The organism is Streptomyces sp. NPDC041713 (assembly GCF_055591085.1).
Genome location: NZ_JBVIZY010000002.1, coordinates 308,137 through 322,516, shown reverse-complemented (window position 1 = coordinate 322,516; position 14,380 = coordinate 308,137). Strand labels below are relative to the sequence as shown.

Sequence of the window (14,380 nt, the reverse complement as noted above, 5' to 3'; positions counted from 1 at the left end):
GTTTTCCCTGGTGACAGGGCCACCGGACGGGTGATCGTCCTTGACGGGGCGGCGACCGGGGAGGACCGTTGGGCGCTATGAGGGGCGAACCCAGTTGCCCGAAGTGTGGTGGCCGGGTCAGGGCTCCCGGTCTCTTTGCCGACTCCTGGCAGTGTGACGTGCACGGCACCGTGCACCCGCTGCAGCCCGTGATCCCGCCCAGCGTCGAGGCCCTCCAGGTCGTCGTGCACCGCGCGCAGGTGCCGGTGTGGATGCCGTGGCCCCTGCCGGTCGGCTGGCTGTTCACGGGTGTGGCCTGCGCGGGCGACGACCGCAGCGGCGGCCGCGCGACGGCCGTGGCCTGCTCGGGGCCCGCGCCGCTCGGCGGCGTCGGGGAGCTCGTGCTCGTCGCCGAGGAGCTGGGCGTCGGCCTCGGCGCGCGGTACGCGGGCATCGACGGTCCCGACCCCGGCCCGCACATGAGCGTCGAGAAGCCGCCGCAGTCCAAGGTGCTCGCCGCCGGACGGCCGACCCCGATGTGGCACGTGTCCGGGACGCCGGACGACCGCGCCGTCTTCGCGGGCGAGGCGCGCGGGCTCTGGCTGTGGGCCATCGCGTGGCCCGAGCAGTCGGGCCTCCTGATGTACGACGAGCTGGTGCTCACGGATCTGCGGGACGCGGGCGCGGAGGTGGATCTGCTGCCGTGCGGGGCGCTGTCGCCGCGGCTGCTCATGTCGTGAGGCGGGGCCCCGTCCTCGTACCCCCGTGAACCGTGCCGCGTGGTGAGCCCGCGTGAGCGATGCCTCGCCGCAGGCGGGCCGAGGGGCGCCCCGGTCCCGTTATCCTTGAGCGTCCCCGTATCCGCCCGTCAGAGCACTGGAGCCAGCGTCGTGCGCATCGATCTGCACACCCACTCCACCGCATCCGACGGTACGGACACCCCGGCCGAGCTGGTCCGCAACGCCGCGGCCGCCGGACTCGACGTCGTCGCGCTGACCGACCACGACACCACCCGCGGCCACGCCGAGGCGAAGCGGGCGCTGGCCGAGCTGTCGACCGGGCTGACCCTGGTGACCGGCGCGGAGCTCTCCTTCAAGCTCGACGGCATGGGCCTGCACATGCTGGCCTACCTCTTCGACCCCGAGGAGCCCGAGCTCGCCCGCGAGTGCGAACTGGTCCGCGACGACCGGGTGCCGCGCGCCAAGGCGATGATCGGCAAGCTCCAGGGGCTCGGCGTGGACGTGACCTGGGAGCAGGTCGCGCGGATCGCGGGCGACGGCTCGGTCGGCCGCCCGCACATCGCGGAGGCCCTCGTCGAACTCGGCGTCGTGCCCACCGTCTCCGACGCCTTCACGCCCGAGTGGCTCGCCGACGGCGGCCGCGCGTTCGCCGACAAGCACGAACTCGACCCGTTCGAGGCGATCCGCCTGGTCAAGGCGGCCGGCGGCGTCACCGTGTTCGCGCACCCCGGTGCCGCCAAGCGCGGCAAGATCGTCTCCGAGGCCGTGATCGCGGAGCTCGCCGCGGCCGGCCTCGACGGCATCGAGGTCGACCACATGGACCACACGCCCGAGACCCGCACCCGGCTGCGCGCCCTCGCGGGCGACCTCGGCCTCCTGGTCACCGGCTCCAGCGACTACCACGGCAGCCGCAAGACGTGTGTCCTCGGCGAGTACACCACCGACCCCGAGATCTACGGCGAGATCACGCGCCGGGCCACGGGAGCGTTCCCGGTGCCCGGGGCGGGCGGACACTCCGCCGCCTGACGGCTCGCGCCTGCGCCCCCCCCGCGCCGCGCAGGGCCCTTCCTCCACCGCACGTCACGTGCGGAGCCACCCCGCACTCCCGTGCGGGCCTCACCGCATCCACCGCATCCACCGCGTTCCGTGGCGGCGGCCGCCGCGCCCTGTGCCCGGTGGCGTCCGGCGCGGAACGTTCGTACGACTCTCTGCAAGGCCATCACTGTGTTCGACGTCGCCGTCTTCGGCTCCCTCTTCCTCACCCTGTTCGTGATCATGGATCCCCCCGGGATCACCCCGATCTTCCTCGGCCTGACCGCGGGCCGGCCCGCCAAGGTGCAGCAGCGGATGGCCTTCCAGGCCGTGTGCGTCGCCTTCGGCGTGATCTCGGTCTTCGGCCTCGTGGGCCACCAGATCCTCGACTACCTGCATGTCTCCGTGCCCGCGCTGATGATCGCGGGCGGGCTGCTGCTGCTCCTCATCGCGCTCGACCTGCTCACCGGCAAGACGGACGAGCCGAAGCAGACCAAGGACGTCAACGTCGCCCTGGTGCCGCTCGGCATGCCGCTGCTCGCCGGCCCCGGCGCGATCGTGTCGGTCATCCTGGCCGTCCAGGACGCCGACAGCGTCGGTACGCAGATCTCCGTCTGGGCGGCGATCGTGGCGATGCACGTGGTGCTGTGGCTGGTCATGCGGTACTCGCTGCTGATCATCCGGGTCATCAAGGACGGCGGTGTGGTGCTCGTGACGCGGCTCGCGGGCATGATGCTGTCCGCCATCGCGGTGCAGCAGATCATCAACGGTGTGACGCAGGTGATCCAGGGCGCTTGACCGCCCAGCGCGCCGCTGCGGCGGCCCCGCACCGCACCCCCGAACGCACGAAGGGCCCCCGTACGAATCGATTCCGATTCCGTACGGGGGCCCTGCGACGTCTGCGTTATGAGGCCGAGGAGTCGGCCGGGCGGATGTAGATGCGCTGGCCGATCGATGCGGCCTGCTGCACGATCCGGTTGACGGAGGCGGCGTCCACGACGGTGCTGTCCACGGCCGCGCCGTCGACGTCGTCGAGTCGCATGATTTCGAAGCGCAAGGGCTTCTCCCTTCGTCTGGTCATCCTCCTGAAGGAGAACTACTGGGTGGGAACCGTTGTGTTCCTGATGGGTACAACGAGTTGTCCCGTGCAAACATTCCCTACGCTAAGGAAATTTTTCGAGAACCTAATTACCTGTGGGTAGCGAGAGCAGTTGTGTCCGCTGTGTGACCGGCGGGAGACTGGTGCCGATGAACGACGCCGATCTCAGCGCAGTCGACCCCGATGCCGTCGACCCAGGCCACGCCGCACCCGGCGCGGCCGACATCAGCGCGCAGCTGGAGCGCACCAACGCCCTCCTCGTACGAGTGCTCGCGGAAGTGGCGAAGACACCTTCCACGCACGCGATCTTTGTCGACGCCGGGTATCTGTACGCGGCGGCGGGCCGGCTCGCCGCCGGGACCGAGGACCGGCGGGCCTTCGACCTCGACGCGGAGGGCCTCATCGAGGCCCTCATCGACAAGGCCAGGACGATCTTCGCGGACAGCCGGCTGCTGCGCGTCTACTGGTACGACGGGGCGAGGCGCCGGATCCACACGACCGAGCAGCAGTCGATCGCCGAGCTGCCCGACGTCAAGGTCAGGCTCGGCAACCTCAACGCCAACAACCAGCAGAAGGGCGTCGACTCCCTGATCCGCAGCGACCTGGAGTCACTGGCCCGGTACCGCGCGATCAGCGACGCGGCGCTGATCGGCGGCGACGAGGACCTGGTCTCCGCGGTCGAGGCGGCGCAGGGGTACGGGGCGCGGGTCCACCTGTGGGGCATCGAGGCGCCCGACGGCCGCAACCAGGCGGAGGCGCTGCTGTGGGAGGTCGACAGCCAGCGCACGTTCGACCTCGACTTCTGCAAGCCGTACGTCACCCGGCGCGCGGTCGTGGCGTACGAGCCGGGCGGGGGCGCCGCCGCGCACCGGCCCACGCGGGAGGAGGTGCGCTTCGTCGGCGCGCAGATCGCCGCGAAGTGGCTGGCGTCGCGGGGCCGCGAGGCACTGGTGGGCCTGCTGCCGGGCCATCCCTACCTGCCGGGGTCGGTGGACCAGGACCTGCTGGTGGAGGCGGAGGGGCTGCTGCAGTACTCCCTGCGCGGGCAGGCGGATCTGCGCAGGGCGCTGCGGGACGGCTTCTGGGAGCATCTGCAGGCGCAGTACTGACGCGTTGCTGCTCGGCCTCGGTTCCGGGTACGTGGCTGACGCATCACCGGTAGGTCAGTGCTGGTCCCAGAAACCGGCCAGGGCCGCCGCCGTCTCGGCGGGGCGATCGGTGTTGGGGGAGTGCTCGGCGCCGCGGATGACGGTGCGGTGGGCGTGCAGGCGCTCCGCCATGTCGTCGAGGAGCGGCAGGGGCCAGGTGTCGTCGCGCTCGCCCGAGAGGACGTGCGTGGGCAGCGGAAGGGCGGCGAGCTCGGCGACGCGGTCGGGTTCGGTGGCGAGCTGCCCGGCGGTGGCGATGAGCTGGGCGGGACTGTGCAGCAGCCAGCGGGCACGCAGGGCGGCTTCGTGTGCGGCGTCCGCGGAGGCGTGGGCGGACGGGCCCGGCGACTCCCGGCCGTCGTCCTGTATGTCCTGGCCGTCACCCGGTGACTCCTGGGCGTCGTCCTGTGAGTCCTGCGCGTCCTGTGGGGGTGGCGGCTCCATGGCCTGCATGGCCTGCCACACCTCGTCCATCGACAGGGTGGCGAGGGCGTCCGCGAGCATCTTGGCGCGGGTCCGCTGTTCGGGGACGACGGCGGCGGGCCCCGACGACATGAGCGTGAGGGTGGCGAAGGGCCGCGGGTCGAGGAGTACGGCGGCGCGGGCGATCTGACCGCCGAGGGAGTGCCCGAGCAGATGGAGCGGTGCGGAGTCGCCGAGCGCGGCGGCCTGCGCGAGTACGTCGAGGGCCAACTCACCCTGGACGTAAGGGGATTGATCGTCGCGGGGCCCCGAGGTCTCGTACTGCCCACGCCCGTCCACGGCCACCGCGCGATACCCGGCGCCGGCCAGCGGCTCAAGGAGGGCGATGAAGTCTTCCTTGCTCCCGGTGAACCCGGGAAGAAGCAGAACGATCCCTCTCCGGGTGACGCCCGCCTCCGGCACCGCATCAAGAACGGCGAAGTCCCCACGGGACGTACGGAGGGTCCGCGCGGTGGCGCAAGGAGGCGGAAGAAAAGTCGGGGGCCTGCTCATGAGCTGAGGCTAACGGGTGAGCGACGAGAGGCACCGCGGGGGCGGCGTGGAGACGGCGGGGCGTTTCGGTGGGGTTCTGGGGTCTTTCGCGCGGGTGGTCGCTGTCTCGGTCCGGTCGGGCGCGGGCCGGTGTGGGCGGGGTGGGATGCGTGAAGGCCCGCCCCGGGTGTGGGGCGGGCCTTCGCGTTTGTGGGTGGAGGGCTGGGTCAGCTCTCCGTTGCTTCTGCCGGTTCCGCCTTCTTGCGGGTGCGGCGGCGCGGGGCCGCGACCGGTGCCTCGGCCGCGGTCGCGTCCGCCGGGGCGGCAGCGGCCTTGCGCGTACGGCGGCGGGGCTTGGCCTCGTCCGTCGCCTGGGCCGGGATCTCGGCCTCGACGGTCTCGGTGGCCTTCACCGTCTTGGCCGTGGCCTTGCGGGTGCGGCGCTTGGGCTTTTCGGCCTCGGCGTTCGCGTCGGTGTCCGCGTTGGGGGCGGTGGCCTCAAGGGTTGCGGCCTCGGCGACCGGCTCCGCTGCCTTGCGGGTGCGGCGGCGCGGCTTGGTGGCTGGTGCGTCCGTCTCCGGCTCCGGGGTGGGTGCCTCGGCGGCCTCGGCCTTCTTGGCTGCCGTCTTGCGGGTGCGGCGCTTGGGCTTTTCGGCCTCGGCGTCCGCGTCCGCGTTGGGGGCGGTGGCCTCGGGGGCTGCCGCCTCGGCGACCGGCTCCGTTGCCTTGCGGGTGCGGCGGCGCGGCTTGGTGGCCGGTGCCTCCGTCTCCGGCTCCGGGGTGGGTGCCTCGGCGGTTTCGGCCTTCTTGGCTGTCGCCTTGCGGGTGCGGCGCTTGGGCTTTTCGGCCTCGGTCTCGGTGTCCGCCTCGGGTGCGGTGGCCTCGGTGACCGGCTCCGCTGCCTTGCGGGTGCGGCGGCGCGGCTTCGTGGCCGGTGCCTCCGCCTCGGGCTGCGGGGCGGGTGCCTCGGTGACCTCCGCGGGGGCGGTCTCGGCGACCGTCTCGGCCGTCTTGCGGGTGCGGCGGCGCGGCTTCGACACCGGCGCCTCCGCCTCGGCGACGGGTGCCTTCGCCTCGACCACGGGCGCGGGCGCCTCGGTCTCGACGGTCGTGGCCTCGGCCGTGGCCAGGGCCTCCGACCCCGCGCCGGCACGGGTGCGCCGACGGCGGCGCGGCGTGCGCGGCTCGGTCGCCTCGGCGGCGGCCGGCACCGTGGCCTCGGCCACCGGCGCGGCGCTCTCCGTCACCGCGGCGGCCGGGGCCGTCGCCGTGGCGTCGAGCGGGCTGCCGGCGCGCGTACGACGGCGACGACGCGGCGTACGCGCCGGACGCTCGCGCTCCGCGGACGCCGGGCCGGAGCCCCCGCGGTCGGAGCGGTCGGAACGGTCGGAGCGGTCCGAACGGTTGCGGTCACGGTCCTGGCCGCGGCCACCGGAGCGACCGCCACGGCCGCGCCCACCGGTCTCGCCGAGGTCCTCGACCTCCTCCGCGCCCAGACCCGCACGGGTCCGCTCGGCACGCGGCAGCACACCCTTGGTGCCCGCCGGGATGTTCAGCTCCTCGTAGAGGTGCGGGGAGCTGGAGTAGGTCTCGACCGGGTCGTTGAAGCCCAGGTCCAGCGCCTTGTTGATCAGCTGCCAGCGCGGGATGTCGTCCCAGTCGACCAGCGTGACCGCGATGCCCTTGGCGCCCGCGCGGCCGGTGCGGCCGATGCGGTGCAGGTAGGTCTTCTCGTCCTCGGGGGACTGGTAGTTGATGACGTGCGTCACGCCGCTGACGTCGATGCCGCGCGCGGCCACGTCGGTGCAGACGAGCACGTCCACCTTGCCGTTGCGGAACGCCCGCAGCGCCTGCTCGCGCGCGCCCTGGCCGAGGTCGCCGTGGACGGCGCCCGAGGCGAAGCCGCGCTTCTCCAGCTGCTCCGCGATGTCGGCGGCCGTCCGCTTCGTACGGCAGAAGATCATCGCGAGTCCGCGGCCCTCGGCCTGCAGGATGCGCGAGACCATCTCGGGCTTGTCCATGTTGTGCGCGCGGAACACGTGCTGCTTGGTGTTCGCGACGGTCTGGCCCTCGTCGTCCGGCGCGGTGGCGCGGATGTGCGTGGGCTGCGACATGTAGCGGCGGGCGAGGCCGATGACGGCGCCCGGCATGGTCGCCGAGAACAGCATCGTCTGGCGCTTCGCCGGAAGCATGTTGATGATCTTCTCGACGTCGGGCAGGAAGCCCAGGTCGAGCATCTCGTCGGCCTCGTCGAGGACCAGGCACTTGACGTGCTTGAGGTCCAGCTTGCGTTGGCCCGCCAGGTCGAGGAGGCGGCCGGGGGTGCCGACCACGATGTCGATGCCCTTCTTGAGGGCCTCCACCTGCGGTTCGTAGGCACGGCCGCCGTATATGGCGAGGACGCGGACGTTGCGCGCCTTGCCGGCGGTCAGCAGGTCGTTCGTCACCTGCTGGCAGAGCTCGCGGGTGGGAACGACGATGAGGGCCTGCGGCGCCTCGGTCAGCTGTTCGGGCTTGGCGCGGCCCGCCTCGACGTCGGCGGGGACGATCACACGCTCCAGGAGCGGGAGGCCGAAGCCCAGCGTCTTGCCGGTGCCGGTCTTGGCCTGGCCGATGACGTCCGTGCCCGAAAGGGCGACGGGGAGCGTCATCTCCTGGATGGGAAAGGGATTGATGATGCCGACGGCTTCAAGGGCTTCGGCTGTCTCGGGAAGGATCCCGAGCTCTCGGAAAGTCGTAGTCAGGGCTATGCCTCTTCTGTGAGACGCGGCGTGAGGCGAACGCATGGGGGTCGTGACCGTGCCACTACCGCCGGCTGCTTGGGGGGCTGGCCGGGGGCGCGGGACCACTGCCTGCGCTCGAGCGCTCTTACCGCTGAGGTTCCCTCCTCATGCCGTACGCAGCTGCGCGTACCGCCCGGAGGGCTGTCGGGTCGGAGCCGATCGGGCCACCGACCGGGCATCCTCATTCGTACGGCCCGACGAATATTCGGCGGGTGCATTACCACTCTACCCCGGAATCTCGCATGCGTGTCCGGCGAATACGTCACATGGTCGTCGTCACAGTCACTGACCAGGGCCTTACGCACTCCGGCAGGCGGGCTATTGTGCGCTTCATGGAGACGCCTGACACCCCTGCCGAATCCGCCCCCGAGCCTGCCGCCGAATCCGCCGAGTCCGCCGCCGCGTCCGGCGCCGAGTCCGACCCCGCGTCCACCTCGGTCGCCGCCCAGGACTGGGCGAAGGCGTCGGCCGCGCCCGAGTACCGGGCCGCGGTGGTCGACCTGCTCGGCGCGCTCGCCTACGGGGAGCTCGCGGCGTTCGAGCGCCTCGCGGAGGACGCGAAGCTGGCGCCGACGCTCGGAGACAAGGCGGAGCTGGCGAAGATGGCGTCGGCGGAGTTCCACCACTTCGAGCAGTTGCGGGACCGGCTCTCGGCGATCGGCGCGGAGCCGACCGCGGCGATGGAGCCGTTCGTCGCCGCGCTCGACGGCTTCCACCGGCAGACCGCGCCGTCCGACTGGCTGGAGGGCCTGGTCAAGGCGTACGTCGGCGACTCGATCGCCAGCGACTTCTACCGCGAGGTCGCGGCCCGTCTCGACGGCGACACCCGCGCGCTGGTGCTCGCGGTGCTCGACGACACGGGGCACGCGAGCTTCGCCGTGGAAAAGGTGCGGGCCGCGATCGACGCGGACCCGCGCGTGGGCGGGCGGCTCGCGCTCTGGGCGCGGCGGCTGATGGGGGAGGCGCTCTCGCAGTCGCAGCGGGTGGTCGCCGACCGGGACGCGTTGTCGACCATGCTGGTCGGGGGGGTGGCCGATGGGTTCGACCTCGCCGAGGTCGGGCGGATGTTCTCTCGGATCACTGAGGCGCATACGAAGCGGATGGCGGCGTTGGGCCTGGCGGCCTAGCCGGGCGGTGGGGTCGGGTTTCGTCTGCGGGCTCGTTGTGGTTGCTCGCGCCGTTCCCCGCGCCCCTTGACTCGTGCCTCTTGGGGTTCGTTGCCTGGTGCGGGTTCGTTGTGGTTATTTGCGCCGTTCCCCGCGCCCCTAGAAGCACCGTTCCCCGCGCCCCTTCCGGGGCGCCCCTTACGGGGCGCTTGCCGGGGGGATCAGGCTGTTGCCGAGTGGCGGAGTCTTGGGGCTGTGGGGCGGATCAGGAGGGACAGGAGGGCTGCCGAGACGGCCAGCGCTCCTGTGAGTGTCGCCGTCGTGTGACCCGAGCCCAGCGCCATGTGTGTGATGAAGGCGCCGATGAGCGCGCCGACAGGGCCCGTCGACAGGACGAGGCTGCGCGCGGGCAGCCGGTGCCCGAGCCGGTGCGCGGTGGCCCAGGCCAGGGCGAGGCCGAGCAGTGCGGAGCCGAGTGCTTCCAGAATCACGGTGGTGCCCTCCCTTGCGGCCAGGTGCAAATCGGTCGTAGCCGGTCTACCCCCGGCGGCCGGAATGCAACCCTCCATGATCGGCGGGTCTCGGCCGAGGCCGGGCAACACAGAGGAAAGGCCCGGTGGTTGGACCACCGGGCCTTTCCTGTCTGCACGATGTGGCAGGAGCGTCCCTACAGGGCGCTGAAGCCCACCTTGCGCGCGGTCGGCTCGCCGAGCTCGACGTACGCGAGGCGGTCGGCGGGGACCAGGACCTTGCGGCCGTGGTCGTCCACGAGGCTCAGCAGCGGCGACTTGCCGGTCAGCGCCTCGGACACCGCGTTCTCGACTTCCTCGGCGCTCTGGCCGCTCTCCAGCACGATCTCGCGGGGCGCGTACTGCACGCCGATCTTGACCTCCACGGCTTTGTCCCTCCGACGGTCAGTCTGTGCGCGGCCGTCCGCGCCGTACCCAGCACACATTAGCCCGGTGAGGGGACGGGGAATGCCGCGGCCGTGCACGCCGGTAGCGAACACGGGACGGGAACAAAACCGGCGGGCGGTCAGTGGCCTTCCGTGCCGTGCAGCGGGAAGCCGGCGATGCCGCGCCAGGCGAGCGAGGTGATCAGCTCGACCGCCTTGTCGCGCGGGACCGTGCTGCCGCTGGCCAGCCAGTACCGGGCGACCACCTGGGAGTACCCGCCGAGGCCCACGGCGAGGAGCATCGCCTCGTCCCTGGGCAGGCCGGTGTCCTCCGCGATGACCTCGCAGATCGCCTCCGCGCACTGCAGCGTGACGCGGTCGACCCGCTCGCGGACCGCGGACTCGTTCGTCAGGTCCGACTCGAAGACCAGCCGGAAGGCGCCGCCCTCGTTCTCCACGTACGCGAAGTAGGCGTCCATCGTCGCGGCGACGCGCAGCTTGTTGTCGGTGGTGGACGCCAGCGCCGTGCGCACCGACTGCAGCAGTGACTCGCAGTGCTGGTCGAGCAGGGCCAGGTAGAGGTCGAGCTTGCCCGGGAAGTGCTGGTAGAGCACCGGCTTGCTGACGCCGGCGCGCTCGGCGATGTCGTCCATCGCCGCCGCGTGGTAGCCCTGGGCGACGAAGACTTCCTGTGCCGCCCCGAGAAGCTGGTTGCGTCGGGCACGGCGCGGCAGGCGTGTGCCCCGCGGGCGTGCCGCCTCTGTCTGCTCGATGGCTGTCACGCCGCCTCCCAAATCGTCCGATGTGCGGTGAGCGCCGCGCCGCCATCGTACTTTTCGGTAACTGTGATGTGCGCGGTGCGAGCGCAGAATTTCACGGACTGGACGAGCGCAGAAGGGCTGCCCCGCGGTGCGTAGCAGGGCAAACACGGGCAGGTCCGCGCCCGCGGCCGCCGGTGGCCGCCCGGCCGTTCAGCGGTAGTCGTCCTCGTCCAGACTGACGACGCGGGCCTGTTCGGCCAGGTCGGCCTCGTTGGCGGAGTCCGCGTCGAGCCCCTCCAGGGTGTCGTCGCGGCTGGGGGCGAGGTCGGTCTGCTGCTCGGCCGCGTCCGCCTCCGGCGCCTCGACGTCGGCCGTGACCTGGGGCTCCGTCGTCTCGAAGGTGTCGGGATCGGTCGGGTCGACACTCATGTGCTGGCTCTCTTCCCTCGCGGTACGTGGTGGCCCGTGGTGGACCTGGTCGTGCGAGTGCCCGCTCCGCCCTCTTTCCATGACTGTCTTTCCACGGCTCGGCTGTTTCGAGCGTAGAAGAGACCCGGACGAGGCGCTACGCGATGCGTGGGGGGTCTGTGGTCGAGCTGTGACGCCGAACACGTGAACTACCGCGTGATCGTCTCGTAACATTGCCGCATGTCTGCGACCGACTTGCCGAACCTGCTGGCCACCGCCGTCGCTCCCAAACCGGGTGCCGTGGCGGTCGCGGAGGGGGAGCGGCTCGACTCGGTCGGCCTGCCCGGACTCTCGCTGACCGTGCGCTCGCGGCCCTCGGTCCGCCCCGGACTGCCGCTCGCGGTGTACGTGCACGGGCTCGGCGGCTCCTCGCAGAACTGGTCGGCGCTGATGCCGCAGCTGGAGGACGTCGTCGACTGCGAGGCCGTCGATCTGCCGGGGTTCGGGGACTCCCCGCCGCCGGACGACGGGGACTACTCCGTCACCGGGCACGCCCGCGCGGTCATCCGCTATCTCGACGCCCGCGGCCGCGGGCCCGTCCACCTCGTCGGGAACTCGCTGGGCGGCGCGATCACGACGCGCGTCGCCGCGGTCCGGCCCGATCTCGTCCGTACGCTGACGCTGGTCTCGCCCGCCCTGCCGGAGCTGCGCGTGCAGCGCACCGCGGTGCCGACCGCGCTGCTCGCGGTGCCGGGCGTCGCCGGGCTCTTCACCCGGCTCACCAGGGAGTGGACGGCCGAGCAGCGGGTGCGGGGAGTGCTGGGGCTCTGTTACGGGGATCCGGGCAGGGTGACGCCGGAGGGGTACGGGGCGGCGGTGCGGGAGATGGAGCGCAGGCTTCAGCTCCCTTATTTCTGGGACGCGATGGCCCGTACGGCGCGGGGCATCGTGAACGCGTACACGCTCGGCGGCCAGCACGGGCTGTGGCGGCAGGCCGAGCGGGTGCTCGCGCCGACCCTGCTCGTGTACGGCGGCCGCGACCTGCTCGTCTCCTTCCGCATGGCGCGCAGGGCGGCGGCCGCGTTCCGCGACTCACGGCTGCTGACGCTGCCGGACGCGGGGCACGTGGCGATGATGGAGTACCCCGAGACCGTGGCCACGGCTTTCCGTGAACTCCTCGTGGATACGGGCGAGTTGGACGGTACGGCGGTCGAGGGCGGCGTGGGCTCGCCGGGTGGGTCGCGCCGTGGCGGTTCGCGTACGGGTTCGGGGAGCTGAGGCGGCGCGTGGGACGTCACAGCCGCCGTGGTCCGGCAGACCAGACAGACACGACAGGTACCTCGCGCACGCCGCGGTCACGCACCGCGGGCACGTCGTCCGACCTGGCGACGGGTTCGGCCTCCGTGCCGTCGCCGTCGCCGTCGGCCACGCCCGGCACGGGCCGGCGCAGGCGCTCGGCGGAGGCGAAGGGGGAAGGGGCGCAGGCTGCCCCGGCGAAGGGGGCGCCCGTGCGGGCGACGCCCACGCGTGGGGCGCCGACGCGTGGGGCATCGTCGGACGGGACGCCTGCGCACGGCACCCCGGCACCTGGCATCCCGGCCCACGGGACCTCGAACCACGGCACTCCGCCGCACGGCACCCCCGCCCAAGGCACCCCCGCCCACGGCACGCCGGCGCACGGCACCGCGAACCACGGAGCCCCGCCGCACGGCACCCCCGCCCACGGTGTCCCCGCCCAAGGCACCCCGCCCCACGGCACCCCGGCACCTGGCATCCCGGCCCACGGGACCTCGAACCACGGCACCCCCGCCCACGGCACCCCCGCCCACGGTGTCCCTCCCCACGGAACCCCTGAGCACGCGACCCCCGGTCACGGCACCCCGCCGCACGGAACCCCAACCCACGGAACCCCTCCCCACGGCACCCCAACCCAAGGCGCCCCCCACGTCCGCAGCGGCCACCCCGAGCAACGGGAGCCCGGCGGCGGATGGGGAGACGATGGCCTCGGAGCCGGAGCCGGAGCCGGAGCCGGAGCCGGAGCCGGAGCCGGAGCCGGAGCGAGCGCCGGAGCCGGAGCCGGAGCCGGAGCGAGCGCCGGATCCAGCGCCGGAACCGGAGTCAGCGCCGGAACCGGAACCGGCGTCCGGCGTGGGCGTGGCGTTCCCGGGCCCCGGCAGGATTACGTCGCCGCCTTTCCCGACGAGCTCCCCGCAGGGTTCACGCCCCGTGACCCGTACGCCTCCGTCACCGACTGGAGCGACGCGGACGGGCTGCACCCGGACGACTTGGGCGGCGACGGACCGGACGCCGGCGCCCGCGGCGGTCGGTGGCGCGGTCGCGCCCTGCTCGCCGTCGCGGCCGTCGCCGTGACCACCGTCGTCGCGGTCGTCGTGGCGGGCCAGTTCACCGGCGGGTCGAAGGGGTCCGCGGCGGGGGCCAAGGCGTCCCCGGGCGGCGCCCGCGACACCGAGGACCCCGCCTCCCGCTCGGACCGCAGGCCGACACCGGCCAAGGTGCCGGAGACGTACGACGACAAGATGCGCAAGACGTTCCCGATGGACCCGAAGCTCAAGGCGTCCGGCGACTTCGAGGCGATGTCCGGGTTCGACAAGGCGCCCGGCAAGGGGCAGTTGTTCCGCTACCGCGTCGACGTCGAGAAGGGGCTCGGCCTGGACGGTGAACTCTTCGCTCAGGCCGTCCAGAAGACCCTGAACGACGAGCGCAGCTGGGCGCACGGCCACGCCCGCACCTTCGAGCGGATCTCGTCCGGCAGGCCCGACTTCGTCGTCACGCTGGCGAGCCCCGGGACCACCGGGACCTGGTGCGCCAAGTCCGGTCTGGACACCACCCAGGACAACGTGTCGTGCGACTCCGCCGCCACGGACCGCGTGATGATCAACGCCTATCGGTGGGCGCAGGGCGCCAAGACCTACGGCGACGCGGTCAAGAAGGAGTTCGGCAGCGCGATCCTGCCGTACCGGCAGATGCTGATCAATCACGAGGTCGGGCACCGGCTCGGCCACAACCACACGGACTGCACCAAGAGCGGCGAGCTCGCGCCCGTCATGCAGCAGCAGACGAAGTTCCTGGAGCACGACGGCATCAAATGCAAGGCCAACCCCTGGGTGTTCCCGAAGAGTTGAGGTCACCGGGCCGCCCGGGGGATGATTCGCTTTGACATCCTTCGGAAATTCGTTCATATTTCTCCGCATGTCGAACCGTCACGCCCCGTCGAGCGCAGCCATCGAGCTCGCGCTGTTCGGCGTGACCGCGCTCTGCGTGGCCGACGTCCACTGTTGCTGACGCCCGCCCCGGCGAGTGCGTCGCTTTTTCCCAGCTGTACCGGTCCCGGCCGGACCGTAGCCGCTTTCGGCAGCCCGTAGTCGGGCTCAGCTGTTCTCCGCTGCCTTCGTGCCGCGCATTCCACGCCTTCTCCGGGGCGAGCTCCGCTCGGTCTCTGTTCGAATCCCGTTGC

General features: G+C 72.3%; 15 protein-coding genes. 8 read left to right on the top strand and 7 right to left on the bottom strand.

What is annotated here, in order from left to right:
* The first annotated feature begins 77 nt into the window (after positions 1-77).
* The 3 genes from ACZ6CV_RS06295 (at position 78) to ACZ6CV_RS06285 (ending at position 2,549) form a co-directional block, all read left to right on the top strand.
* Positions 78-719: a DUF6758 family protein gene (locus ACZ6CV_RS06295; protein WP_355803131.1), complete on the top strand. Its 642-nt coding sequence runs from the start codon at positions 78-80 to the stop codon at positions 717-719.
* 150 nt (positions 720-869) lie between these two features.
* A complete protein-coding gene (locus tag ACZ6CV_RS06290) occupies positions 870-1,745 on the top strand; it encodes a PHP domain-containing protein (RefSeq protein ID WP_469249827.1) in 876 nt (291 codons plus the stop codon).
* A 198-nt stretch (positions 1,746-1,943) separates the two neighbouring features.
* A complete protein-coding gene (locus ACZ6CV_RS06285; protein WP_355803127.1) occupies positions 1,944-2,549 on the top strand; it encodes a MarC family protein in 606 nt (201 codons plus the stop codon).
* 106 nt (positions 2,550-2,655) lie between these two features.
* Here ACZ6CV_RS06285 and ACZ6CV_RS06280 read toward each other — a convergent pair whose 3' ends face one another.
* Entirely contained in the window at positions 2,656-2,808 is a 153-nt protein-coding gene (locus ACZ6CV_RS06280) for a hypothetical protein (protein ID WP_358777673.1), read from the bottom strand.
* Positions 2,809-2,999: 191 nt separating this feature from the next.
* Between ACZ6CV_RS06280 and ACZ6CV_RS06275 the strand changes: the two genes are divergently transcribed.
* Entirely contained in the window at positions 3,000-3,959 is a 960-nt protein-coding gene (locus tag ACZ6CV_RS06275; RefSeq protein ID WP_362364393.1) for an NYN domain-containing protein, read from the top strand.
* Between the two features lie 54 nt (positions 3,960-4,013).
* On the opposite strand, the gene ACZ6CV_RS06270 is transcribed toward ACZ6CV_RS06275, so the two are convergent.
* Both ACZ6CV_RS06270 and ACZ6CV_RS06265 read right to left on the bottom strand, forming a co-directional pair.
* Positions 4,014-4,973 (bottom strand): alpha/beta fold hydrolase, encoded by a 960-nt coding sequence (locus ACZ6CV_RS06270; protein ID WP_469249826.1) that lies wholly within the window; start codon positions 4,971-4,973, stop codon positions 4,014-4,016.
* A 206-nt stretch (positions 4,974-5,179) separates the two neighbouring features.
* A complete protein-coding gene (locus ACZ6CV_RS06265; protein ID WP_469249825.1) occupies positions 5,180-7,738 on the bottom strand; it encodes a DEAD/DEAH box helicase in 2,559 nt (852 codons plus the stop codon).
* A gap of 329 nt (positions 7,739-8,067) precedes the next feature.
* Between ACZ6CV_RS06265 and ACZ6CV_RS06260 the strand changes: the two genes are divergently transcribed.
* Positions 8,068-8,862 (top strand): ferritin-like fold-containing protein, encoded by a 795-nt coding sequence (locus ACZ6CV_RS06260; RefSeq protein WP_469249824.1) that lies wholly within the window; start codon positions 8,068-8,070, stop codon positions 8,860-8,862.
* A 200-nt stretch (positions 8,863-9,062) separates the two neighbouring features.
* Here the strand turns inward: ACZ6CV_RS06260 and ACZ6CV_RS06255 are convergent, their stop codons facing one another.
* The 4 genes from ACZ6CV_RS06255 to ACZ6CV_RS06240 all read right to left on the bottom strand — a co-directional run bounded on the left by ACZ6CV_RS06255 (position 9,063) and on the right by ACZ6CV_RS06240 (position 10,926).
* Positions 9,063-9,332 (bottom strand): hypothetical protein, encoded by a 270-nt coding sequence (locus ACZ6CV_RS06255; protein ID WP_362364405.1) that lies wholly within the window; start codon positions 9,330-9,332, stop codon positions 9,063-9,065.
* A 176-nt stretch (positions 9,333-9,508) separates the two neighbouring features.
* Positions 9,509-9,736, bottom strand: a complete 228-nt coding sequence (locus ACZ6CV_RS06250) for a DUF3107 domain-containing protein (RefSeq protein ID WP_355803111.1) — start codon at positions 9,734-9,736, stop codon at positions 9,509-9,511.
* A gap of 140 nt (positions 9,737-9,876) precedes the next feature.
* Positions 9,877-10,518: a TetR/AcrR family transcriptional regulator gene (locus tag ACZ6CV_RS06245; protein ID WP_355803109.1), complete on the bottom strand. Its 642-nt coding sequence runs from the start codon at positions 10,516-10,518 to the stop codon at positions 9,877-9,879.
* 189 nt (positions 10,519-10,707) lie between these two features.
* Entirely contained in the window at positions 10,708-10,926 is a 219-nt protein-coding gene (locus ACZ6CV_RS06240; protein WP_362364408.1) for a hypothetical protein, read from the bottom strand.
* A gap of 219 nt (positions 10,927-11,145) precedes the next feature.
* Here ACZ6CV_RS06240 and ACZ6CV_RS06235 point away from each other — a divergent pair, with 219 nt between their 5' ends.
* The 3 genes from ACZ6CV_RS06235 (at position 11,146) to ACZ6CV_RS06225 (ending at position 14,208) form a co-directional block, all read left to right on the top strand.
* On the top strand, positions 11,146-12,183 hold the full coding sequence (locus ACZ6CV_RS06235; RefSeq protein ID WP_469249823.1) for an alpha/beta fold hydrolase: 1,038 nt from the start codon (positions 11,146-11,148) through the stop codon (positions 12,181-12,183).
* Positions 12,184-13,190: 1,007 nt separating this feature from the next.
* Positions 13,191-14,048, top strand: coding sequence for a DUF3152 domain-containing protein (locus tag ACZ6CV_RS06230; RefSeq protein ID WP_469249822.1), 858 nt, complete (start codon positions 13,191-13,193; stop codon positions 14,046-14,048).
* A gap of 67 nt (positions 14,049-14,115) precedes the next feature.
* Complete coding sequence (locus ACZ6CV_RS06225; RefSeq protein WP_355803102.1) at positions 14,116-14,208, top strand: Ms4533A family Cys-rich leader peptide; 93 nt, start codon at positions 14,116-14,118, stop codon at positions 14,206-14,208.
* Positions 14,209-14,380: the final 172 nt, after the last annotated feature.